Genomic DNA, 25,838 nt, shown 5'->3' on the forward strand with positions numbered 1-25,838 from the left:
TTATTCCGCCTCCTTTTTGTCGCACCTTAAACATCTGTCTGCCTCTTCCATCGCCTGACTCTTTCCATACCCGAGGTCAACTTCCGTAAAAGCCTGTAATCTTTTTTCCATACTCAGCTGCGCGTGTTTTATTCTGCATTTTTCTTTTACATCTTTGGAAGGGTCAATATATTCCACAGCTTTTCTTTCTCCCTTTATCACATACCTGTCTTTAAATAAATCTTCATTTTTCAAGTACCTGTCGATTGAAGTTGCGGCTTTTTCCCCGTCAGCAACCGAATCTATTACCGTTCCTCCTCCCGTAACAACATCCCCGCCTGCAAAAACACCTTCAATATTTGTTGTAAATACTCCGGGATCCGCAGAAAGCGTGCCCCAGTCTGTCATAGCCAGATCATCCTTTAGAAGTTCGGCTCCCGAAGGCCTGCCGCCAATCGCGCTTATTACGATATCAACAGGAAGGTTAAACGTATCCTTAGTCGCAACAGGACGTCTTCTGCCGGAGGCATCAAAGTCTCCCGGTTTTGTATGCAGACACTCAAGCTCGGTAATTTTTCCGTTCTTTCCCTTAATGGCATTTGGTATTAAAAGAAAATGGAGTTTTGCACCTTCTTTTTCACACTCGGAAACTTCCTCGGGAATTGCAGGCATATCTGACTTATCTCTTCTATATACAACATGAACCTCGGAAGCCCCAAGCCTTAGACACGTTCTTGCCACATCCATGGCCGCATTACCTCCGCCAACTACAGCAACCCGCTTTCCGGTAACCGCAATATTATGTTCTTTATCAAGAATTATTGAGTACACACCTTTGATTTTCTTGATTTTTTCTGTGTTATAATTTTTCAGGAAAGAAAGAGAACCCATAAAACCAAGCAGGTCCGTACCGTGAATCTTCAAGGGTACTTCTTTCCAGGCTCCGATAGCTAAAAACACGGCTTTAAACCCTTTTGCTTTGAGCTCTTTCAGGGAGATGTCTTTTCCAAAGGTCACTCCAGTTTTAATCTTTACTCCTGCATCTTTTATTCTATTTATATCCCGCTCGACTATATCTTTCGGAAGCCTATATTCAGGAATGCCGATTCGGAGCATTCCGCCGGCAACTTTTTCAGATTCATAAATCGTCACCTGATACCCGCGCTTTGCAAGGTGATAGGCGCAGGATAAGCCCGCAGGCCCGCTGCCTACTACGGCAACAGATTCCTTCAGCATTTTTCCTTTATATTTTTCAACTTTTACATCCTTATCTCCTGCGGTATAATCTGCGGCAAATCTTTTAAGCATCATAATCGACACGGGATCTTCAATTTTACCCCTTCTACAATTAGATTCGCAGGGGTGATGACAGACTCTTCCGCAAACAGAGGGCAGAGGATTTCTCTTTAAAATAAGTTCTATACTCTCTTTAATTTTGCCTTCGCGAATATTTCCAATAAAACCCGGTATATCAATATTCACAGGACAAGTATGCTGGCAGGGAGAAACAAAAAGCTCTCCGCAAACAGCTGATTTACACTTTCTATCTTTAATATGCGATTCATACTCTTCCCTGAAATATTTTATCGTAGAAAGTACCGGGTTTGGAGCAGTCTGACCCAAACCGCAAAGAGCTGTCTTCTTTATTGTATTCCCAAGTTTTTCAAGTTTTTCGATATCCCCTTCTTTCCCCTCGCCCTTCGTAATCCGTTCAAGAATTTCCAACATTCTTTTGGTGCCTTCCCTGCAGGGAGTACATTTGCCGCAGGATTCGTCCTGTGTAAATTCAAGGAAAAACTTTGCAACATCCACCATACAATCTTTTTCGTCCATGACTATAAGACCGCCGGATCCCATAATAGAACCGGCAGAAATTAAAGAATCATAATCAATAGGAGTGTTCAAAAATTTTGTCGGTAAACATCCGCCGGAAGGACCTCCGGTTTGGGCCGCCTTATACTTTGTTCCGTCTTTCGTCCCTCCGCCAATGTCAAAAACCACTTCACCTAAAGACGTACCCATGGGAACTTCCACGAGTCCCGTATTCTTAATCTTTCCCGCAAGCGCAAACACTTTGGTACCTTTGCTTTTTTCGGTACCTATTGATGCAAAATAATCAGAACCATCAAGAATAATTACAGGGATATTTGCCCACGTCTCTACATTGTTAATGAGCGTAGGCCTTCCCCATAAACCCTTTACAGCGGGGAAAGGCGGCCTGGTACGGGGCATACCGCGCATTCCCATAATTGAATTTATAAGAGCGGTTTCTTCTCCGCAGACAAAAGCCCCCGCACCCAAAACAATCTCTATGTCAAAGGAGAAATTGCTCCCGAGAATATTTTTACCAAGCAGGTTTTTATTTTTAGCATCAATAATAGCTTTTTTAAGCCTTTCCACGGCAAGCGGATATTCGGCGCGGATATAGACGATACCCTGAGAGGCTCCGACGGCAAAACCTCCTACAGTCATTGCTTCAAGTACACTATACGGATCCCCCTCAATAACACTTCTGTCCATAAATGCGCCCGGATCACCCTCATCTGCATTACATATAACATATTTAATGTCAGACTGCTGTTTAGCAACGAAGGTCCATTTTGTACCGGTAGGAAAACCCCCTCCGCCTCTGCCTCTGAGGCCGGATTTAATAATTTCATCAATAACTTTATCCGGAGCATATTCTACAAGTACTTTTGCAAGAGCTTCATACCCTCTGACAGAAAGATAATCATCCAGGGATTCCGGATCTATTACCCCGCAGTTACGGAGTGCCATTCTTTTTTGCTTCTTAAAATAATCAATATCTCCGAAAATGTAATTTGACTTACCCGTAAGAATATTAGAGCTCGAAACATATCCTTTACCTTTACACTCTAAATGCACTGCACTGTTTTTCACCAGATGAGCCAGTACTATTTGTCTGGCTTTTTTAGCATCAACATTCTCGTATTTAAAGGGCTTTTTGCCGGCCTGAAATATTTCTATGGTAGGCTCGAGATGGCATCTTCCTACACAGCCCTTCTGCCCGATATGAACATTTTTTATCTTCCTCTTCTTTATTTCATCTTTAATAGCCGTGTAAACACTTTTTGAGCCGGCGGCTATTTCACAGGTAGACATTCCGACATTAATCCTGGTGTCGCAAAGCCACTTGGAAAGATTTTCGTGAAGCGCTTTTTGTTTCATTTTACTCAATTTTTCTATTGCATTACTCATTTAATTGCTCCTTTTCCTTATTAAAAGGCTGAATCTATTTCCCGTTTTTACTGCTTCATGAGTTATTTTTCCGTCATGTTTTTCAATTATCTGCCTGGCAATGAACAAGCCAATGCCGCTTCCTTTTATTTTTTCCGTACCGGGCAGCCTGGAGAATTTCTTGAATAACATGTCTTTTTTATCGTCAGGTATCGGCTCTGAGTCATTATAGAAAACAAACTTGAAGTATTCTTCTCCCGCATCCTCGCTTGATAATATAATGCTTCCGTTTCTAGCCCCATACTTAACCGCATTACTGAGTAAATTATCACACACTATCAGCATAAGACCCTTGTCGGCTGATATTTTTATACCGGAAGAAATATTATTTTCTATTTTAATATTTTTCTCCTGAGCTTGTTTTTCAAAATGTTGTATAGCCGTCTTAATAATATCTTCGGAGAAATCAAGAGTAACAGGTCTTATTTCCAGTTCTCCCTTTTCAATCCTTGAAAGGTCAAGGTAATTCTTGACCATATTTTCAAAATAATCAAGAATCCTGGCAACAGAATCTATTGCTTTTTTTTGCTTCTCATTAATTTCCCCTAAAAATCCTTCTTTGATTGAATATATATTCATAACGATGGAACCTAAAATGCCTTTTAGCTGATGAGAAACAAAACCCACCATATCAAGATAGTTTTTATTCGCAGCATTTAATTTTTCATTCGCTTCAAGTATTTCTCGCCTGTCCTCATTCAAAGCCATTGCCATTGCATTGAATGCCTCAGCAAGTATATTAAATTCCGTTATTCCGGTATCTTTGCTGACCCTGACATTTAAATCGTTATTTGCGATTTGTTTTACCGCCGCTGTCATTTGTATAAAATGCCTGTCAATCGCAATTGAGATCCAGTAAGAGATCAAAACACAAAGCAGCGTACTTAAGAGAAGGAGGAGAAAAAGGTCTCTTCTCATGATATCCCTTATTTCCAGGAAAGGAGCTTCTAATCTTCCTATATATAATATACCGACAATATTCCCCTTAGAATCTTTTATAGGGTCATAGGCCGTAATATACCATTCGTTTACAACAAAAGCCCGGTCTCTCCATTTAGTTCCTTTCGTAATAACTTTGTCATAGACCGTTTCCGAAATATGCGTACCTATCGCCCGTTCTCCGTTTAACGTCAACACATTTGTGGCAACTCTTATATCTTTCAAAAACAATGTTACAGTGCCAATGGATTTTTGTTTATATTTCTGATCTTCAAATATAATATTATTTATTTTATCTATTATCTCCGAGTTTTTATTCAGAAGTTTTCCTATTCTCAGGGTACCTTTTTCCGGTTCTTTTGTATCAAAATATGAAACAGTTGCTTCCATTACAAGACCGTCTTTCAAATCAGACACAGGTATTTTTTTTGCCATTTCAGTTTCTTTAGATTTTATAAAAGCTCTTTCGGCAAGGTTATTGCTTAATTCTTTAAGTTCTTTTGCAGATACAATTCTTGTTTCTGCGCGAGGTCTTGAATTTTCCGCTATTTTCTCATTTACTTTACCGGGAGTAAATACAATATAATCTATTTTATATTTCTCTTTGATTTTTGCCAATAAGACTTTATTCGTGCGATATTCATTACAATGCACTCCGGAAAGGAAATCCGCAATGGTTTTGATATTTTCGATTTCGTTATTATATTCATTCCATGCAGAATTTATATTTCTGGCAACTTCACGCTGGGCTCTGCCGTAAACATTGTCAGAAATAAAAAAACTTCCATAGGTATAAGCTATTATGCCAATCACTATAATTACCAGCAGAAAGCTTAAAAAAAGCCTAACTTTGAATGAGATTTGCCTTATCTTGTTTTTCATTACGTTCCCTTGCGTTCACATAGTAAATAACATTTTCAAGTTCAATGGCAAGATTCACATTATTTACCACTATCCGTTCAGGAACTTTTAGAGTAACAGGCGCAAAATTTAAAATCCCGCGTATCCCTGCGGAAATAAGCATCTCGCTTACCTCCTGCGCAACTACGGACGGAACTGCAAGTACGGCAACCCTTACTTTATTATTCCTGACATAATCAAATACATCCTTTATCGGATGAACTTGTATGTTATTAACTTTTATATTTTTTGCGGGATCGGCGTCAAAAGCCGCCACTATATTTATATCTTCTTTTTCAAAACCTTTATACCTTGTCAGAGCGCTTCCAAGATTCCCGGCTCCGACCAAAATAACTTTCTGAATTTCATCTTTTCCCAGGATATAATTAATTCTTTCAATAAGATTATCAATAATATAGCCGCCTTTTTTATTTCCTGAAATTCCAAATAGGGAGAAATCCTTTCTTACCTGAGTTGCCGTTACCCCTGTAGCTTCACCCAGATTATCCGAAAATATCTTTACATAACCCAACTCTTTTAAATCCTTGAGAGTTCGTCTGTACCTGCAGAGCCTCAATATACAGCTTTTTGATTCCGACATTATTGTACCACCTTTCACATTAACTTAAAATACTCTATCAGTTTCCGTTATTTAAGTCAAGATTATTGTGACAATATTTGAAATTTATAGATAATTAGACATAATATTATCATTTATAATACAGGTTTTTTACGATTATTAAGTAATTATTGTCACATTAAAATAATATTTTTTAATAAAAGTTATTCATGGATATAATATATTGCTACTTACATTCACTTAATCTTGTATTTTTCATCTTATATATATTGGTCTTGCTTTATAATCAGTGTGACAGAGTTTATGCGACTTTTCACTTAGAGGCTTTCCCAGAAAATCCTTGTATAGTTTTTTTACATACGGATTTTTGTGCGAACAGCGAAACTCTTTGTCCTTATCGTCCTGATAGATTGCTGCTGTTCTTTTTAATCTTAAAGTATCAGTAACATTATACGGCTGGCCGCCGCCGCCTATACAACCGCCGGGACAAGCCATGACTTCAATAAAATGATAGGGTGTTTCCCTGCCTTCTTTTTTTGCCTGTCTCACCCTGTTTAGAACCTCTTCGACATGAGCAAGGCCATGCGCTACTGCTATCCTGATTTTTGTCCCCTTGATATCTATTTCTGCTTCTTTGATAAACTCAAGACCCCGTGTCTTAACAAAATTAACATCTTCAAGTTCCTTTCCGGTAATAAGATTATAAGCAGTCCGCAGAGCCGCTTCCATTACGCCGCCGGTTGCGCCAAAGATAACACCGGCGCCGGTATAATCTCCGAGCAAACTATCCGCTTCCTCATCCGGCAGATTCATAAAATCAATACCCGCCTGTTTTATCATACGCGCAAGTTCCCTTGTGGTAATCGTAACATCAATATCTTGGAAACCGGAAGCGAACATTTCGTTGGATCTTGTAATCTCATATTTCTTTGCCGTGCAGGGCATGATGGAAACCATATAAATCTTTGCCGGATCTATTTTATTCTTTTCCGCGTAATAGGTTTTTGAAAGCGTACCTATAATTTCATGCGGGGATTTACAGGTGGAAAAGTGGTTTATCATATCAGAATGAAATTTCTCCATAAAGTCCACCCAGGCCGGACAGCAGGAAGTGATAAGCGGCAGTTCATCTTTTTTGTTTGTAAACCTTTCAACAAACTCCGTACTTTCTTCCATTATTGTAACATCCGCACCAAAATTGGTGTCAAAAACCGCTTTGAAACCCAATCTCCTGAATAAAGCGTATAATTTTTTTGTCAGATTTTTTCCCACAACTCCAAATGCTTCACCTATCGCAACCCTGACGGCGGGGGCTATCTGGATAACGCAATACTTATCCTGATTTTTAAGAGCATCCCAGACCAAATGGGTGTCATCCTTTTCGAATATAGCGCCGGTCGGGCAATGCGCTGAACATTGACCGCACTTTACACAGGGAGATTCAGAAAGCTTAATATCCCCTGCGGGAGATATTCTGGTATCCCTGCCCCGTTCCAAAAACGAAAGCGCCCAGACATCCTGGTTTTTTTGGCAGACTTCTATGCACCTGCCGCATAAAATACATTTTGTCGGTTCCAGCACAATTGTGCCGGTCGTTCCATCCTTTGGAAGGTCTCTTAAAAACTTTTCAAAAACATCTTCCCTGATTCCAAAATCCGAAGCCATACTTTGAAGTTCACAATTATTATTCCGTCCGCATTTCAAACAATCATTGGGATGATTAGAAAGAATTAACTCGAGTACGGTTTTCCTTACCTCTACGATATCGGGATCATTGGTGGTTATCTCCATTTTGTCTTCAAGCGGAGTACAACAAGAGCGAAGCATCTTATTGGAACCTTTTACTTTGACAATACAAAGACCGCAGGCCGCTGAAGGCGGCAGATCAGGATGTTTACAAAGTGTAGGAATTTTGATCTGAACCTTTTTTGCCGCTTCCAACACGGTTGTTCCTTCTTTAACTTCCACGGTAATACCGTTTATTTTAGCTTCAATCATTTTATACATTATTTTTACTCCTTCAAAACAGCTTTAAACTTACAAACATCAAAACAAGCACCGCATTTAATACATTTTTGAGGATCTATAACATAACCGGCTTCGCGGCTTCCAAGTATGGCATTCGAAGGACAATTTTTCATACAAAGGCCGCATTTTTTGCACTTTTGAGGAAGAATTTTAAAATACACAAGAGCTTTACATTTCCCGGCCGGGCATTTCTTATTAACTATATGCTGTCTGTATTCTTCTTCAAAATATCTTATTGTCGAAAATACCGGATTAGAAGCTGACTGCCCCAGACCGCAAAGCGAAGCTTTTTGCATAGCATAGGAAATCTTCTTTAATTTATTCAAATCCTCAAGCTCCCCTTTCCCTTCAGATATTTTTTCAAGTATGCAAAGCAGCTGATAACCTCCAAGACGGCAGGGAGCGCATTTACCGCATGATTCATCAACGCAGAACTTAAGGTAGAACTTTGCAAGATCTACCAGACAATCGGTATCATCTATAGCAATCATACCCCCGGAGCCCATAATAGAACCAAGTTTACCCAGGTTTTCATAGTCCACCGGTGTATCCAGATATTCTTTAGGAATAACTCCACCCGATGGACCTCCGGTCTGAACGGCTTTTATGGCACGGTTATTAAGTATTCCTCCGCCAATATCAAATATAATCTCACGAAGAGTGATCCCCATCGGCACTTCAACCAGTCCTGAATTTTTCACCTTTCCCGTAAGCGCAAATACTTTTGTACCTTTACTTTTTTCTGTTCCGATTGAGGCAAATTTTGCTCCGCCACCGGCAATCAGTTGAGGAATATTTGCAAGCGTTTCTACGTTATTTATTATGGTGGGTTTTTCCCAAAGACCTTTAACGGAAGGATACGGGGGTCTCGGATGAGGCGTACCTCTTTTACCTTCTATAGAAGCTATGAGCGCCGTTTCCTCCCCGCACACAAACGCACCGGCGCCGAGTCTTATCTCGAGTTCAAAATTAAAAATACTGCCCAGTATATTATTACCGAGTAACCCGGCAGCAACGGCCTGATCAATAGCCTTTTGTACCCTTTCGACCGCCAGCGGATACTCGGCTCTTATATAAAAATAGCCTTTTAAAGAGCCGATCGCATAGCCGGCGATTATCATACCTTCCAAAACAGAATGCGGATCGCCTTCAAGTACGCTTCTGTCCATATAAGCACCGGGATCGCCTTCATCCCCGTTGCAGATAACATATTTTTCGGGGGAGTTCATTCCCCGGGCAAAATTCCATTTCATCCAGGTAGGATAGCCCGCCCCGCCCCGACCGCGTAACCCGCTCTTTTTAAGCTCGTCTATCACATTTTCCGGTTTCATACCCGTAAGCACTTTTACCAGAGCTTTATAACCGCCCGCATCAATATAATCTTCAATACTTTCCGGATCTATATACCCGCAGTTTTTAAGAACAGCTCTTAACTGTTTTGATTTTTTTTCGTAAAGCAGGTCTTTGATTATTTTATTGTCTTTTATACTCTCTTCTACTATTCTTTTAACATCCGTATTTTTAATCCCGGTGTAAATAATATTTTCCGGAAGAATCTTGACTACAATACCTTTTTCATACAAGCCGATATCCGCTATTTTTACGAGCTGTACAGGCTCGGAAAGATTGGCATCTCGGAGTTCATTGGAGAAAAGAGTAAAAAAGTCATTAATCCGTTCCTGCTCCGCCGAATCGGTATCTCTCAGATAGATTATTTTCTTTTCCATGGTTCTCGTCCTTTTCTAATTGATTTCAAAAATATAATCATGCAGGAGTTTTTTATTCCTTACATGGCGTTCAAGAATTATTACCGCGACCTCTTTTGTAACTCTGCCGTATAACACCTTAGGCAATCCTTCCACTTTAACTTCAACCAGCGGCTCCACCGAACAGGCGCCCTGACAGCCGCATTTTCTTATATCTATTTCTATGTTGCGTTTTTTTGATTCTTCAATAAGAGTGGCGTAAACTTCATCTGCCCCGGCGGCTACCCCGCAGGTGCTCAGGCCGACCTTTATCCAATATTTTCCCAAATCTTTCTTTGCAGGATCAATTTTCTCTATATCTTCTTTTGTTATTTTTTTCATACCTTAGTCCTCTTCCTTTACGTACTTGGACAAAATGTCCACTATCTCGTTCTTCTTAACCTTACCATAGACTTTTTCGTCTATCATCATTACCGGAGCCAAACCGCAACAGCCCAGACACCTTACAACATCAAGATGGAACATTTCATCTTTTGTCGTCTGCCCTTCCTTTATGTGAAGGATTTTTTCTACTTCTTCTATGAGTGAGGCAGCATCTCTGAGATAACAAGCCGTCCCCATGCAAACCGAAACATTATGCTTGCCCGGCGGTTCCAGTTTAAAATAGTTATAGAAAGTAATTACTTCATATATTCTTGCTAAAGGCACATCAAGAAGCCGGGACAATTTCATGGAAGTTTCCCTTGGGACATAGCCGTAAATATTCTCAATACTATGGAGAATCATTATCAGGTTGCCCTTTTTATCCTTCCACTTCCTGACAAGCCCTTCCAGATCTGCCTGCAACCTATCTTTTTTCATATGTTTTGCCCATCCTTTATGTGATACTTTTCACAATTATAGCTCTTATAATTGATAATGTCAATAGGGTTACGTACAACATTATATATTCAGCTGTATTGAGATTATTACATTTGGTTGGGCTATTTCGTGATATTATTCACATATTAAAACGCTATTTCAACTTCTACAATTCCGCGAACAGAATTTACCAAATATATCCTGTCTGCCAGCTTTAAATCCTTTATTTTCAATATTTGTTGAACTGCTTTTTTTTCTTTCAGCAGATACTCTCTGTAAACACCCGGGAGCAGCCCCGAAGAGACTGGAGGAGTATAATACTTCCCCTTCTTCTCGATAAAGATATTTGTTATCGCGCCTTCAGTAACTTCTTTTTTTTCGTTTAAAAATATTACGTCAAATATGTCTTTTTCTTTTATTTTCTCTCTTTCTTTTTCATATAATTTTCTCAGAGTGGTTTTATGATACAAATATTTGTTTTTACTGTCCACCCGCGCGCTTGAAATAACAGCTTTTTCTTTTATATTTTTTCGCGGAGTTAAAGCACTGCTTAAACATTCAACTTTTCCATTTTTTGACAACAACAATCTAACCATATGTTTATTATCACCATTTAATAACTTTTCTTTTGCTTTCAGCTGCTTCTTAATATTATTCAGGTCCAAGATAAAGTTAAAATACTTGGCTGACTTTTCGAGACGTCTTAAATGCCCGCCAAGTAAAACATATTTCCGGGCCCATAATATTGTTTCAATTATTTTAAAATCTTCCGGTTCTTCGGTTAAAAACTTAGCTTTAAGCAGAGCCTCCGCATATTCTTCCTTAACTCCCGAATCGTAAACAATTCCACTGCCTATACCCATCTCTCCTGTTTTATTTTTCAAGAGAATTGTTCTTATAGGTACGGAAAACACCGCATGGTTTTTTGGAGATATAAAACCAAGCGCTCCGCAATATATATTTCTATTTTCTTTCTCAAGTTCCCTGATAATCTGCATTGCTCTGATCTTCGGCGCGCCGGTTATAGACCCGCCCGGAAATATACTTTTAAAGATCTCTTTCCAGGTTATCCCTTTACTTAGCCGGCCGCGCACCGTAGTTATCATCTGAAGCAGTGTATTGTACTTAATTACTTCGTATATTTTCGAAGTATGAATACTCCCGGTCCTGCAAATTCTGCCCAGATCATTTCTAATCAAATCCGTTATCATTATATTCTCAGCCCTGTTTTTACTGCTCTCCCTCAGTTCTTTCATTTTAGCAGTATCTTCAGCAAGGTCTCGTCCTCTATTCATTGTTCCTTTCATAGGTTTTGATTCAATTACCCCGTTTTTCACCGAAAAAAACAGCTCAGGAGAAAGAGAAATCACAGTTTCGTTTTTCAATTTCAGAAATGCGGAATACGGTACTTCTTGTTTCTCTGTCAGGCTGCGGTAAAAGGAAAAGGAATCCCCTTTAAATTTAAACTTTAGCTTACCGGTATAGTTAATTTGATAAACATCTCCCTTTTCAATGTACCGTTTTATTTTGCCTATATTTCTTTTATATTGCGAGTATGGTATGTTAAATTTTATATTACTTGCTTTAAAATCTTTATTTCGCCCGCTTGAAATATTCCTAGAGGCATTTTGGATTTCAGGTTTTTTAAAAGCATAAAGTTCAAGCAGGGGGTTGTTATACTTGTGCTCGGCAGGAAAAGAATCCATTTCAAATCCATAACCTAGCTCATAGGAAAAATATCCCGCAATCCAGTATTTCCTTTGTATTAGCCCTTCAATATCATCTAAAGCTTTTTCCGCTGAAGCCCGATCATAGGCAATAAGTGACTTAACAGGATTTTGAAAAAAGTAAGTATTTCTATTTTGGCTGTCAGGCCGGCAGGTCTCAAAAAGCATATGGACATCTTGTTTTTCGAATTTTGTTTTTAATACATCGTCAGTTAACATAGCCTTTCCAATAAGAATGATTTTACAACAGCGCCGTTATTATTTTTGCTGTTTCCTTTACTATTCGTGGAAATAGTATACGTATTTCCTTGGATAACTCAAGCCCAAAAGAAGCATCGTCAGGTTGAACACCTATTATAACGATACTATCCGCCATATTCAAGCTTTTGGCAATTTCCAGAGTGTGGGTCAGGTTAAACCCGTGAGTAGAGCCGGAGGGACCTTCTATTTTGGTTATTATTTCCTCAGGTTTGAAGGCTTTTACCGTACCCAAAGGAAGCTTCATATCGGCAGCGTCAATTACGATGACTTTTACATCTTTTTCGAAATATTTTAATATATCAAGGCCGGATATGTCGCCGCACACCAGCCTTGCCTTTTTGCCAAATGACTTTTTCTTTTCAAAAACCTCGACGATTCGTACCCCGAGTGCATCATCTTTCCGAAGTACACTGCCAATACCAATTATTACTGCCTTTTTTTCTTTCACACAAATTTTATATCAAGCATATGGCAGGAGCAGGAAATACAGGGATCATAGGCTCTGATAAGCATCTCCGACTGAAGAGTAATTTCTTCTTTTGTTTTTTCCAGTATTTCAGGAATCATCTTCTTTAAATCATCATCCATATTTGAAAGATTCTGATTTGTCGGGATCACACAGTTTGCTTTTTCAATCATGCCTTTAGCATTTACCGTGTAGTCATGGAATAAAACACCTCTGGGAACTTCTACAGCTCCTACACCACGGCCCGCTTTAAATTTAAAAGATTCATTTTTCGAAGGCCAGCTGGAAACCACCTCGTCTTTATTGATACCTTTTTCCAGGAATTCGTCTATTATTTTTATAGCATCCTGCGCGCAAAAAAGCGTTTCTACCGCCTGAGCCACGGTATTCATGTAAGGATTGTAGCAGGGCGCTTTAAGTCCGAGTTGTGAGGCAAGATCACGGACGTTCTTTGGTAATTTCTCATGATTGATGTTGAACCTTGCCAGAGCACCGACCATGTAGGAGGTTCTCTTGTTCTTTGAATGTTTTGAAGTACAATGATCCGCATAATATTCATGAACAAACTCAAGGTATTTCTGCGGTGTAACCTCTCCGCCGTCGGAAGATTTCAGGTTACCGTCAAGGAATGCATATTCATCAGGATGAGATAAAGCCAGATATTCAGTTTCCCTCTCAAACTGCGGAAGTTTTAAAGTCTTGATAACTTCCAGAGCTTTTCCATAATCAGCCGCCAGTTCCACAAGAAGCTCTTTGGATTTTTCCAGCTCTTTTCTGGTCGGAAGTTTTGTAAAACCACGGACCACTAAAGTAATGGGGTGTGTATGCCGGCCGAGTAAGATATCACAAAGGTCGCTGCAGATTTTTTTTACTTTTAAAGCCAAAACTACAACTTCAGGATGCGTCTTTATCATCGGAAAGACGCTTTCCGCGCCAACGCAGTCAGGGGCAACCAGAAATAATATATGAAGGAGGTGGCTGTCCAGGGTTTCATAATGCAAAGCAAGCTTACGGAGTTTCCTTGTTTGTTCAGACGGCGTAAAACCTATGGCATCCTCGGTAGCTTTAATTGAAGCCAGACAATGTCCCGTGGAGCAAATCCCGCATATTCTGGAAGTTATATGCTGGACTTCGAACATGGAGCGCCCTTTAACCATCTGCTCAAAAAACCTCGGCGCTTCAATAATATTAAGCTGACACTTTTCCAGCTTACCTTCCTTTACATTAATCACTATGTTTCCGTGCCCTTCCACGCGGGTAAGGTATTCTACATTAATATCAAGGTTCTTTTTTGTAATATTGCTCATTTATTCCCCTCCAGTTTGCACCCGTTGTAAAGGCTGAATTTATCTTTAAGCATTTCCACTGTTACTCCGTGTTTCTGCAGAATGTCAAGCTGGCCCTGCTTATTAATATCTTCCAGGAGACCCCTGCAGCTGTAGCAGGTGTTACCGTTACCGGTGCACCAGGCGCCGCAACCGGCTCTTGTTACGGGACCCATACAAATCTGTCCTTTTTCGTAAAGGCAGACATTTTCTTTTAGTTTGCATTCCACGCAAACCGCATAATCCGGAACTTTGTAAAGCGCTCCGGCAAGCAATCCTTTTAGAACAGCCGCAAATTCATTAAGATTTATCGGACAGCCGTGAACATAGGCGTCTACTTTTACAACCTGGTCAACAGCGCGAATCAGACCGGTTTCTAATTTATCCTTTCTGCCGGGGTAAACAGTTTCCAGCGCGGCCTTAACGGTGTGATTCCTCATTATCCCGTTAATACCTCCGGTACAGGCACAGGCCCCGTAAGCCACAAGTATCTTGGCTTTAGCTCTGATGTCTTTTAGCCTTTCCTCATCATGAGGCCTTGTTATAGAACCTTCAATAACGGCAACATCATAATCCTCAGACCTTTCATGCATTACTTCTCTAAAATTCACAATGTCAATACTGTTTAGAATATCCAGCAGTGCCGTATTTAAATAGGTTAACTGGAGCTGACAGCCTTCGCAATCAGCAAAATCAAAAAACGCAACTCTTACTTTCTTTTTTGTCTCGCTCATAGCGCGCCCTCCAATCCTTTTAGTTTGTCATAGCTGAATACAGGGCCGTCCTGACAGCAATAATATTTATTGATCTGGCAGTGTCCGCACTTTCCGACTCCGCATTTCATTCTTCTTTCGAGTGAAAGAAGAATCTGGTTTTCCGGAATATTTTTTTCCATTAATTTTAGGAGCACAAATTTATACATAATCGGCGGCCCGCAGACTATACTGTAGGTCTGTTTGACATCTATATCCACGCCGGGGATAAGCTCGGTAATCAGACCAACATTGCCTTTCCAGTCAGGAGCGCCTTTATCAACAGTGCACCTGAAAGCAACATCCGTAAGCTTTGACCACTTTTCAATCTCATCCATATAAAGCAGCTGAGAAGGCTCTTTACAGCCTAAGAGTATGGTTACCTTGCCAAAATCCTTCCTTTTATCTATTACAAAGTTAATAAGAGATCTAAGCGGCGCAATTCCGAGTCCGCCGGCAATAAAAAGAAGATCCTTCCCTTTTAATTCATCAACAGGAAAACCGTGTCCAAAAGGGCCTCTAATACCGATTTCGTCGCCTTCTTTCATTCCATGTAAAACCGTTGTAACCTTGCCGGCTTTTCTTACGCAAAGCTCAAAGTAGCCTTTCTGCGTAGGAGAAGAAGATATGGAAATAGGCGCTTCGCCTATGCCGAGTAATGATACCTCCACAAACTGCCCCGGCCCGTGATGCAGCTCTTTTTTTCCTTCAAGCTCTATTTTAAACCACTTCTCAGTCTCTGTCATCTGTCTTACTGAAATTATCTTCCCTGTCACAGGCTCGTATAAAGAAGCTTTTTTTTCTTTTTCCAGCACAATATCATTTGCCATAAATTACTCCTTTACCAGATTGTTCATGGTTTCATAAAGGCTTATACTTGCCATACAAACCCTGGTACACCTGCCGCAGCCGGTGCAAAAGAATCTGTTATATTTTTCAACGGAATAACTGAATTTCCGGAGCAACCTGTGCTGCTGGCGGGTTTTCCTGTCTTTTCTGAAATTTTCTCCGCCTGCAACTTCGGCAAATTCTTTTAACTGGCAGGAATCCCAAACCCTCGACCTTGTGCCTTTATCCAGGTTCAAATCAACATCATCCCTGACATCAAAACAGTAACATGTAGGGCAGACGTTAGTACAGTTACCGCAGGAAACACAGCGGGCTTTAACACTCTCCCATTCCTTATGCTTTAAATTGCCGTCAAGCGTCTTTTTTAAATCTTCTGTTTTTACTTTAAGTTTTTTGGGCCACTTTTCTTTTTCCTGCCTCATTTGCATCAAACTTTCTTCAGATTTGACATCACTTTCTTTAAATAGAAATTTATATTCATTTATAAGATTTTCGCCTTCGGTGGAATTTATCTGAACTATATATTTGCTTCCGGCCTCAGTAAGCATAAGATCAAAGCCGCCTTTTGGATTATGAGTATCCATCGTTATACAGGTCGCGTGCTCATCGCAGGGTTTTGAACATTCAATACCGACAATTAATACATTCTTTTTTCTTTTATGAAAATTGGAATCCCTGGGCTCGATGGAAGATGCATGATCAAGGCATGTAACACCCGTAATATCACACGTGTGCGCTCCGAAGATAATAAGATTTTCTTTTATTACTTCCACCTGAGCTGCTTTTGCTTCCTTGAATTTAAAAGTCAAGAGCTGCTCTTCCTGGGGCAGATAGTATTTTTTAAGAGAAAGGATAGGCGGTTTATGCTCAAGCCTTAGCTCCTCTGCCTCCTCTATATCTCCGTACACAAAAAGATTTTCTTTTTCCTTAGGCCCCACTACCCGGTATTTCTTCTTTAGAGCATTTACGAGTTCGCTTACTTTTGTTTTTTCCAGCAAATTGTATTTCATACACGCCCCTTTTAAATATTTCGAATCTCAACTATTAATATTCACTATTTCACATTAACTAAATCAATGTGTAAATTATACTACATTGCAAAGATAAAGTAAACACTCGTAAAACAAGCAAATCATTATTATATAATGCTTTTTCTGCTTTTGTTGTGACTATTAGTACAATATATTAATAGATATTTATTGTTCTTTTTCAACCATTAATTACGTTTGAATATAGCTAGGCAGGAAAACTTATAGAAATTTATATTGTACCTTATATATGCAATATCTTAGATTATTCGGCTAGATTTCTATTTTTTCAAAAAGGAAGTATGAATATTATTTTTATGAAAAAAAGCGCCGGATAATATTTCCGGCGCCTGTTTGTTTTCTGGTTGCGGGGGGCCGAGTCGAACGGCCGACCTTCGGGTTATGAGCCCGACGAGCTTCCAACTGCTCCACCCCGCGATATTATATACAATTTTCAGTGTTTATTTATTATACATTGTTATTTAATGCTTTTCAATACAAATCTAGGCAAAAAACAATTATCAAAACCGCCACACTTTTTATACGACGGCTTTGATAACTTTTACTTACCTTACCGGTAAAATTACTTGTGCTTTTGTATCATCCGTCTTAAATATTTTACGGAATTTTTAGCGGCGGCGAATTCATTTTCCTCACCTTCATACTCTATACTCAGAAAACCGTTATATTTATCTTTTTTGAGCAGAGAAAATATTTTTTCATAATCCAGCTGCTTTTCCGTTCCGCTTTTTACTTTAAATGTCTTGGCATGCACAACTGCGGCTTCTTTTACGGTTTTCCCTATTGATTTATACAGGTCAACAAAATTGCCCGTATCCAGGCAAAGTTTAAAATAAGGAGATTTCACAGCCTTTTTTAATCTGAAATAATCCGCGCTCGTGCTCATAAAACCGCCGTGATTATGATTTTCTACGGCAAGCACAATACCTTTTTTCTCCGCATACTTCACACATTCTTTTACGGCATATATTAAGGATTTCCAGCCGGCTTCCCTTTTGTCTTCAGGCACGGGACACCCCGCAAAGAACCTGAGAACCGGAGCCCCCAGATAACAAGCAATATCAACCCATTTTTTTACATACTCAATTTCAGGTTTTAATTTTTTCCTGTCAATAAACCCGAAATTATTTCCGCAGGATACAAGATAGATCGAAAGATACTGATCTGAACAGGTTTTCTTTATTATTTTTAATTCGGCTTCTTTCGGGATCCTCCTGTTCTTAAAGGACTTCTGAAAACCAAAATCAAGGAGTTCAACCCCGTCAACTTTCAAATCCTCTCCGCACATTTTGAGCCAGCCAAGATGGGAGATCTTTCCTTTCAATAAAGACTTATGATGCGACCAGATGCTTATTCCTACCTTCATATTTTTCCTCCATTAAAAGAATTTTATTTTTCCCGTATTCCGGCCGGACGTACCATAATCAAATATCTGTCCGGCAGTTATTGTTTTATTTTTAATTCAATATCCTTATCCAGGACAACACTCTTTATATTTTTGCCGACTCTAACATTATAGGAAGAACATTTGGTTTTCTGCTCCTCAGCTTTATTCTTATCCCCGGTGAGGAGTATCTTGTATTCGGGAAGACGGGCTTTTAATACGCCTGCAGCATCTGTTTTATCTTTTACTGCATCAGCGCCGTCCTTATCCGTAATTACAACTTCTGCATTTTCAACAGGTTTACCGTCCTTGTCAGATATTTTTACCGTCAAAGTCCACCCTACACTCCAGTTACTGCCTGTCCCGTCATGTTTATATATATCAGAATCTGCCCAGCCTTCATATTTGTTGGAATAAAACTCGATATCATTGGCAGGCGGTCCCCAGTAATTTCCCATCAAAAATACTTTATACTTTGGCAGAGTGTTTTTTGACTTTATGAATGTATTGTTATAAAACTTGGTATTCTTCGCATCTCCATAACGGTTGCTTATCCAGGCAACTGTTGTATTGCTCGTAACTTTATTATTGTAAATTTCTCCGCCATTGGTTGAACCTCCGATAAAAAATGCAAACGCCGCATCCGGAGCTTCAGGGTCCTTGTTTTCCACAACTATTTCATTATCATAAATATAATTTGTACCGCCGCCGACACTTATGAAAAACGCATAAGCCTGAGCCCTGTATCTCGGATAATCAGGATAATTTTTCGCATAAATATGAAATTTATTTTTGTATATCTTATTATTAATACAGCCGTTTTTCGCTCCGGCAGCAGCTTCATAATCACTTAAGCGTATCGCATTTGTGCTGTAATATGTGTTAATATACTCCGTATTCGGCGGAGCAGTTGAGACTTTAAAGGAATTGTTATAAACCTCTATATTTTGAGATGCTCCAAGGTAAATTCCGGAACCTATTTGCGCATCAAAAGTATTATTATAAATCTTATGATTTTTCCCTCCGGGATTTACGCTGTAATGATTTGTAACCGTCTGGCGGTTAACAAAAAGATTATCACGGACAATCGAGCCGTCTCCGTTAAAAGATAAATTACCCTGACCGCCGATAAACTCGTTATCGGAAGCTTCTATAAGATTTTCCACGCATGCAGACATTTCCGACGTATTATGCCGGTTGATAATATATGGAGTATCAACTTCAAACCGGCAATTTTTTACAGATGCTTTTGAAGCAAAAAGAGCATTTGTATTTATGCCGCCGGTTACAACTTTTACGTTTTCAAGTTTTATCGTTACCTCTTTGGCGTTAGAATGTATCGCCCACCACCGTATTCCGTCAAAAGCACTTTTAACCACTCCATTCTTAATTGTTATTTCACCGGAACCCTTTACTACCGGTACAGTTTCAACCGTGATCATAGTATTTTTTTTACAGTAATCAAAAAAATCACAAGCATAATAACTTAGCATATCACTATACGTCGCCCAGGGGCTAATACCCGAAACAACGGCAATACCCGCATCAAAACAAGGACGGATATCAACCTCATCGATCACGCAGTCCGTAACTGCTTTTATTCGTATTCTATACTTACCGGCAGGAAGATAACATAAATGTGCAAATACAATTCCTCCGCCTTTTTTCGGGCCTATATTTTCTATAGGGCAGCCGATATGTTCTTTCCTTCCACCTTTAAATTCACAGTTTAATGATTTACCCTTTTCATCTTCAACATAAATAGAATATTTCATTTCATTATCTGCAGCCGCACACATGGCGTAATAGGATCTTTCGGCTACCGGTAAAACAATATATTTAGAAACAATTTCCTCGCCGGCTTTGATCTCGCAAACCTTCTGACCGCACATAGGCCACATTTTGGAAGATATTGCTTTTGCATTCGGCGCTTTTGATGTGTCCCAATCTTTCATTCCCTCTTCAAAACTATAATTCGGAACATGTATGTATTTCCCGTCAGCAAAACTTATAGTATGCCCGTTTAAATCAAGCGTTACATCTTTTCCGAGAAAAACTGTAGTTGTGGGGCTTGCTATGTCATTCATTAAAACATAAGTCGTCCCGGCTTTACCGTAGCTTCCGGCGCATGTTACAGCAACCGCTCCGGCAGGCAAATCTTTACTTGGTTTAGTATCTTTGTATTTTGCATAAGAAACTTGCGAAAAAAGAAAAAATACTGCCGCCAATACTCCAAAAAGCTTTCTCATAACAATTCCTCCTTTTAGCTTACTTGAGTTTTTCAAGCACTTTTGACCAGCGCCATTTGTGAAGATCATTTACCGGCACAGGTTCAAAACCTAAATCCAGATAACTTTTTATTGCCCCCAATCTAAAATCATCAGTTCTTAAATATACTTCTTCAGAACTTCTTTTTCTAAAATAATCAAGCACAGCCAAAGATAAAGAATACCCAAGACCTTTGCCCCGGTGTTTAGGATAAACAGCTACCATGTGAAGCGTACATTTTTTCCCTGTTATATACTTATCTGACCAGGCACAGGCGGTTCCGGCTATTTCTTTGCCTTTAACGGCAAAAAACAACCCTTTTGGATCAAATTTATCAGATTTAAATAATGACTTTTGGGCACTGTTAAGATCATAATTCGAACCCACGCATTCATTAACCAGCTTGATCCAGCCCTCTTCATCTCCTTGTTTAAAAGCTCTTATATTGTAGCCCTTATGACACCTTGATTCAAGGTGTGTATTCAAATATTTCTTTTTCATTACCAATTGATTTTCGGTATCAGGATCCGGCGACCAAAAATCATACTCATGCTGTTTTCTTATACTTTCTTCCCTGAAGTCAGGAATCGCCATTTCCCGCTTTTTCAAGGAGGACCTGTGTGCTAATATCCCGGGAAGAGTCATATCCGCCGCCTTATAAATATCTATCGGCATTTTTCTGTTATTTTTATATGCATTTAAGAAATTATAAATGGTCAGGTAGTCCGCGCCAAGATGAGCATCTTTTACTTTGTTACCCCGGTGCTTTGCCGTGTAGTGCCTGTATTTCCTGGCTTTTTCTTCATATAAATATAGTTCCTGCTCAGGCTCCCATCTGCTGCTTTCCATCATACCTTTAGTCCCGTACATACAAAACCAGCGGGAAACCGGTTCTCTGGGCAAGGTATACCCGCACAATATTTTGATTGTAGAATTCTTATCGGTCTTTACCAGGGCTAACTCCATATCTATTTTTCTTAGATCAGGAAGTACCTTTCCGTCTGCTATCATACCGGTTACAGATACAGGTCTTTCTCCTGTAATCTTTAAAATCGGACCAATGCTGTGAGTGCAGTAATATATGGGAGGAAACCAGGTCCGCCAGTATTTGCTGCCGTCCGGCCGGAGCAGCAGATATCTTATATCGTGAACATACTCGCACTCTCCGTGCACAAACTTTCCTATATTACTTTTATTGTAAAGTCTTTCCATCTCCAGCACATGAGGAAAATAGTTGACGTTTTCAGCCATCATATATTTTCTTTTGGTTTTTTCAACCGTCCTTGAAAGTTCAACACCCTCACCAAGAGTATGGAACGCCGTAACTTCTGAAAATATATCTTTACCTTTCTTCATTGCCTGTATGGCCTGGTATCCGTGAACATGGCAGTCGCTTGCAAGAACCAACACATCAAAATCCGCATTCAAAAACTCTTCAAAGTCAGCGTAAACTTCCGCAGTTTGAGAGACTTCTTTAAATCTTTCTTTTCTTTGCGGATCAATATCACAGCCTGCCGAGATCTCTACTCCCGGAAATTGTTTAAAAATATTTGCAAGATATGCGCCTCTCCGAAAACCCAGTATTCCTAGTCTTATTTTTTTTCTCATTTTTCAATCTTCCTTTGTCTTTAGTTTTATCCCGTTTTCCCGGTGCCTCAAATATTGAACCGGAAAGCCCTAACATGTTGCTGAAAAATTCTTTTTAAGATTTTTTTCAGCTGCAATTTTTATCATTTTACCCGCCATTTGAGGGCAAATGGCGAGGTATCAGGCTGCTTAAAGTCCATTATTTTAGTTTTTCAGCAACCTGCTAAAACTTATATCTTACAATTGGTTTTGATTTTACCCCGAACCTCGCAAGCATTCCAGACAGTAATTCCGTCGGCAGACCTACAATATTTGTCCTTGAGCCTTTTAATACCTTAAGATACTTGTCATCTTCCTGAATACCATACCCCCCTGCTTTATCAAGATTTTTTGCAGCAAGATATTCTATCTCATTTTTAGCAAGATTTTTCATTCTTATTCTGGATACACAGGTTTTTATTTCTTTTTTTCCGGAATATTTATCTATAATGGCTACAGCTGTCCAGACATTCTGTGTTGTTCCGCTCAAAGTTTTAAGCATTACCCTTGCTTTTTTAATAGTCTCCGGTTTCCCGTAGATAACCCCTTTTACGACAACAATAGTGTCTGCAGCAATAATCAAGCCTTTTTCTATTTTTCCGGAAACAACTGCTGCTTTTTGAAACGCAATCTTTTTAAGAGCCTTTGCCTGGAACCTTCGGCCCAAATTCTCTTTTATTTTGGCAGGAACAACTTTAAATTTCAGCCCCATCCTCTTTAAGAGTTCCTTCCTTCTCGGGGATTCCGAAGCCAGTACAATATTTTTTTTATTCATGCCCCTGATTCTACCATATTATTTATCAAAAAGTAATTGAGAATAACTCTGCTTTGTGCTAAAATTATGTTAATTATGCGGAGAAATTCAATAATTTACATATTATTTGACATTATCTTTATAAATATCTCGCTTTTACTTGCATTTATAATACGCTTTGAAGGCATAAGAGAGTACACGGAACACCTCGGACAAATATTCATTTTCGCCACATTAGCAAGATTAATCATCCTTTTAACTTTCAAAATTTACAACATAATATGGAAATACTCCGGAATCAAAGATATGCTCAGTTTGACCGGAGCTATAACCGTTGGTTCGGCAATTTTTGTTACTGCGGTTTTTTTTAATAGAAACCTGTCTTTTCCAAGAGCAGTCCTCCTAATTGACTGGTTTCTGTGCATTTCCTTTCTTCTCGGCTATAGAATATTCCCGGCAATAAAACCCCATTTATTTTTTCTCAGACAAATCAAAAAAGGGAAGAGGACTCTTATCATAGGAGCAGGAGAAGCAGGAACTCTTTTGGCCAGAGACATTTTAAATAATCCAAAGTCAGGTTATGCCCTCATCGGTTTTATTGACGATGACAAACATAAAAAAAGGAGCACCATTAACGGTATTGAAGTTATAGGAAATTCAGATGAATTAGAACAGCTTGCAAAAGAATTAAAGATAGAGCAGATTATCATTACTATTCCCTCAGCTTCACCTTCCCATATTAAAATACTCGTTGAGATTTGCGCCCGGCTTTCCGGCTTCGGGGTGCATTATAAAATAATTCCGGGATTTAAAGAGATAATAGACGGAGATGTTTCAATTTCTCACATCAGAGAGGTAGAACTCGAGGACTTGCTTGGAAGAGATACTATTACGCTGGACACAAAAGAAATATCTCATTATATAAAGGGAAATGTTGTACTGATTACCGGCGCGGGAGGATCTATCGGTTCGGAGTTAACACGCCAAACTTTAAGGTTTAACCCTAAAACATTAATCCTGGTGGGACAAGGCGAAAATTCCATATACAGTATGGAGATGGAATTAAATAATTTTCACCCGAATAATAATCCGGTAAAAATTATTCCTGTTATCGCAGATGTCAAAGAACCGAATAAAATGGAGTATATTTTTAAAAAATATTCTCCTGATGTGGTCTTTCATGCCGCTGCTTATAAACATGTCCCGCTTATGGAGCATAACCCCGAAGAGGCCATTAAAAACAATATTTCCGGAACAAAAAATATGGCCGAGCTTTCGGTCAAATACGGCGTTGACAGATTTGTAATGATTTCCACGGATAAAGCAGTAAATCCTACAAGCATTATGGGCGCTACAAAAAAAATAGCCGAACTTGTAGTGCAGGCGCTTTCTAAAAAACAAAAAAAGACAAAATTCATGACAGTCCGTTTTGGTAATGTCCTGGGAAGCCGGGGCAGTGTTGTACCTCTCTTTAAAAAACAAATAGCCGCCGGCGGCCCCGTGACGGTTACGCATCCCGAGGTTGTACGTTTCTTTATGACAATAGAAGAAGCCGCGCAACTCGTCATCCAGGCCGGAAGCATGGGCGGAAACGGGGATGTTTTCGTACTGGATATGGGAAAACCGGTAAAGATCGACGATTTAGCCAGGGATCTTATAAAACTTTCAGGCTATACACCTGATGTAGACATAAAGATTGAATACGTAGGCCTCCGTCCCGGTGAAAAACTTTACGAGGAAACACTTACCAAGGAAGAAGGCATTTCCTCCTCCTCCCACAAAAAGATATTTATCGCAAGGCCTGAAGTAATAAATGAAAAGAAATTCTATAATGCAACAGAAAAACTTATTCTACTTGCAGAATCCAAAGACTTTAGCAGAAAACCTGCGGAAAAGCTTATTAAATCAATTTTACCTTCCTTTAAACCAAAAGGTAACCTTAAATGAAAAAAAGAACCAAGTTTTTACCCTTTGCCCGCCCGTCTATCTCTAAAGAAGAAATAGACAGTGTAGTGGATACTTTAAAAAGCGGCTGGCTTACTACGGGACCTAAGACAAAGCTGTTTGAGAGTGCTTTTTGCAGAGAAACAGGATGCAGACATGCCGCAGCCCTTAATTCCGCTACTGCAGGACTTTTTTTATCACTTGCAGCCTTAGGAGTAAAAAAAGGTGATAATGTAATAACTACCCCCTATACTTTCTGCGCCACTTATAACATAGTTCTTGAAAACAACGCCAACCTGATCTTTGCCGATATAAAAGAAGATGATTATAATATTAATCCGGAAGAAATAGAACGTAAAGCAAAAGGTAAAACTATAAAAGCAATCATTCCGGTGCACTTTGCAGGATTACCCTGCGATATGAAAGAGATACTCTCTATAGCAAAAAAAAAGAACTCCTATGTTATCGAAGACGCGGCTCATGCTTTATCTGCTGAATATAAAGGAAAACAAATAGGTGATATATCCGGTTATACCGGGGACGTAACCGTATTTTCATTTTATGCTACAAAAAATATTACAACGGGTGAAGGCGGTATGGCTGTCACAAAATCAAAAACACTGAGAGATCTTATAGCCGTGCTCGGACTTCACGGGATAAGTAAAGACGCCTGGAAGAGATATACTTCGGAGGGCAGCTGGTATTATGAAGTGGCCTACGCGGGATATAAATACAATATGACGGATATTGCGGCAGCCATCGGGCTGGAACAATTAAAAAAGGCGGACACTCTCCTTAAAAGGCGTGAAGCTATAGCCGCCCGGTACACAGAAGCGTTCAAATTCATTGATGGCCTCTTTGTTCCGTTCACTTTTAAAGAAAAAAGGAACGCCTGGCATCTCTTTGTCCTTAAGATAGATGACAAAATATTAAAGATTGACCGCAGTACTTTTATTGAAAAATTAAAAGAAGCAAATATAGGAACGAGCGTGCATTTTATCCCGGCACACCTGCACCCTTATTACAGAAAGAGATTCGGGTTCAAGCCGTCTGACTTTCCGGTGGCGACAAAGCTGTATAAACAAAGCCTTTCTCTTCCTATTTACCCTGCAATGACAGATAAAGATGTGAATTACGTGATACAAAAAGTAAAAGAAATCGCAAAAAAACATAAAAGGTGAT

At 39.4% G+C, this 25,838-nt stretch carries 19 protein-coding genes and 1 tRNA gene; 2 read left to right on the top strand and 18 right to left on the bottom strand.

From position 1 onward, the window contains the following. The 18 genes from A2536_06660 to A2536_06745 all read right to left on the bottom strand — a co-directional run bounded on the left by A2536_06660 (nt 1) and on the right by A2536_06745 (nt 22,733). The gene (locus tag A2536_06660; protein OGF45549.1) at nt 1-3,198 is read right to left on the bottom strand and encodes a hypothetical protein; all 3,198 of its coding nucleotides are present in this window, start codon (nt 3,196-3,198) and stop codon (nt 1-3) included. Further along, nucleotides 3,199-5,058: a hypothetical protein gene (locus tag A2536_06665; GenBank protein ID OGF45550.1), complete on the bottom strand. Its 1,860-nt coding sequence runs from the start codon at nt 5,056-5,058 to the stop codon at nt 3,199-3,201. After that, nucleotides 5,021-5,677: a redox-sensing transcriptional repressor Rex gene (locus A2536_06670; GenBank protein OGF45551.1), complete on the bottom strand. Its 657-nt coding sequence runs from the start codon at nt 5,675-5,677 to the stop codon at nt 5,021-5,023. The genes A2536_06665 and A2536_06670 overlap by 38 nt, the downstream gene beginning before the upstream one ends. 234 nt (nt 5,678-5,911) lie before the next feature. Continuing rightward, complete coding sequence (locus A2536_06675) at nt 5,912-7,663, bottom strand: ferredoxin (GenBank protein OGF45552.1); 1,752 nt, start codon at nt 7,661-7,663, stop codon at nt 5,912-5,914. Between the two features lie 5 nt (nt 7,664-7,668). After that, nucleotides 7,669-9,411 carry an NADH dehydrogenase gene (locus A2536_06680; GenBank protein ID OGF45553.1) on the bottom strand — a complete coding sequence of 581 codons (1,743 nt, stop codon included), beginning with the start codon at nt 9,409-9,411 and terminating at the stop codon, nt 7,669-7,671. 15 nt (nt 9,412-9,426) lie between these two features. Further along, nucleotides 9,427-9,771 carry a hypothetical protein gene (locus tag A2536_06685; protein ID OGF45554.1) on the bottom strand — a complete coding sequence of 115 codons (345 nt, stop codon included), beginning with the start codon at nt 9,769-9,771 and terminating at the stop codon, nt 9,427-9,429. Between the two features lie 3 nt (nt 9,772-9,774). Continuing rightward, complete coding sequence (locus A2536_06690; protein ID OGF45555.1) at nt 9,775-10,251, bottom strand: NADH dehydrogenase; 477 nt, start codon at nt 10,249-10,251, stop codon at nt 9,775-9,777. A gap of 146 nt (nt 10,252-10,397) precedes the next feature. Then, the gene (locus A2536_06695) at nt 10,398-12,146 is read right to left on the bottom strand and encodes an aminodeoxychorismate synthase, component I (protein ID OGF45588.1); all 1,749 of its coding nucleotides are present in this window, start codon (nt 12,144-12,146) and stop codon (nt 10,398-10,400) included. 73 nt (nt 12,147-12,219) lie between these two features. Further along, complete coding sequence (locus A2536_06700) at nt 12,220-12,687, bottom strand: hypothetical protein (GenBank protein ID OGF45556.1); 468 nt, start codon at nt 12,685-12,687, stop codon at nt 12,220-12,222. Next, nucleotides 12,684-14,012, bottom strand: coding sequence for a hydrogenase/sulfur reductase subunit alpha (locus tag A2536_06705; protein ID OGF45557.1), 1,329 nt, complete (start codon nt 14,010-14,012; stop codon nt 12,684-12,686). Before A2536_06705 ends, A2536_06700 begins: the two co-directional genes overlap by 4 nt. Continuing rightward, on the bottom strand, nt 14,009-14,764 hold the full coding sequence (locus A2536_06710) for a cytochrome B (protein OGF45558.1): 756 nt from the start codon (nt 14,762-14,764) through the stop codon (nt 14,009-14,011). The genes A2536_06705 and A2536_06710 overlap by 4 nt, the downstream gene beginning before the upstream one ends. Then, entirely contained in the window at nt 14,761-15,612 is an 852-nt protein-coding gene (locus A2536_06715; protein ID OGF45559.1) for an oxidoreductase, read from the bottom strand. Before A2536_06715 ends, A2536_06710 begins: the two co-directional genes overlap by 4 nt. A gap of 3 nt (nt 15,613-15,615) precedes the next feature. Then, nucleotides 15,616-16,641 (bottom strand): hypothetical protein, encoded by a 1,026-nt coding sequence (locus tag A2536_06720; protein ID OGF45560.1) that lies wholly within the window; start codon nt 16,639-16,641, stop codon nt 15,616-15,618. A gap of 380 nt (nt 16,642-17,021) precedes the next feature. Beyond that, nucleotides 17,022-17,097 (bottom strand) — tRNA-Met (locus A2536_06725). A gap of 145 nt (nt 17,098-17,242) precedes the next feature. Then, on the bottom strand, nt 17,243-18,046 hold the full coding sequence (locus tag A2536_06730) for a hypothetical protein (GenBank protein OGF45561.1): 804 nt from the start codon (nt 18,044-18,046) through the stop codon (nt 17,243-17,245). A 77-nt stretch (nt 18,047-18,123) separates the two neighbouring features. After that, entirely contained in the window at nt 18,124-20,313 is a 2,190-nt protein-coding gene (locus tag A2536_06735) for a hypothetical protein (protein ID OGF45562.1), read from the bottom strand. A gap of 19 nt (nt 20,314-20,332) precedes the next feature. Next, on the bottom strand, nt 20,333-21,940 hold the full coding sequence (locus A2536_06740; GenBank protein ID OGF45563.1) for a hypothetical protein: 1,608 nt from the start codon (nt 21,938-21,940) through the stop codon (nt 20,333-20,335). Nucleotides 21,941-22,142: 202 nt separating this feature from the next. Continuing rightward, complete coding sequence (locus tag A2536_06745) at nt 22,143-22,733, bottom strand: septum formation protein Maf (protein ID OGF45564.1); 591 nt, start codon at nt 22,731-22,733, stop codon at nt 22,143-22,145. A 66-nt stretch (nt 22,734-22,799) separates the two neighbouring features. Between A2536_06745 and A2536_06750 the strand changes: the two genes are divergently transcribed. Continuing rightward, nucleotides 22,800-24,659 carry a hypothetical protein gene (locus A2536_06750; GenBank protein OGF45565.1) on the top strand — a complete coding sequence of 620 codons (1,860 nt, stop codon included), beginning with the start codon at nt 22,800-22,802 and terminating at the stop codon, nt 24,657-24,659. Continuing rightward, the gene (locus A2536_06755) at nt 24,656-25,837 is read left to right on the top strand and encodes a UDP-4-amino-4,6-dideoxy-N-acetyl-beta-L-altrosamine transaminase (protein ID OGF45566.1); all 1,182 of its coding nucleotides are present in this window, start codon (nt 24,656-24,658) and stop codon (nt 25,835-25,837) included. Before A2536_06750 ends, A2536_06755 begins: the two co-directional genes overlap by 4 nt. Nucleotide 25,838 lies beyond the last annotated feature (1 nt).

Source organism: Candidatus Firestonebacteria bacterium RIFOXYD2_FULL_39_29, assembly GCA_001778375.1.
Lineage (GTDB): Bacteria > Oederibacteriota > D2-FULL-39-29 > D2-FULL-39-29 > D2-FULL-39-29 > D2-FULL-39-29.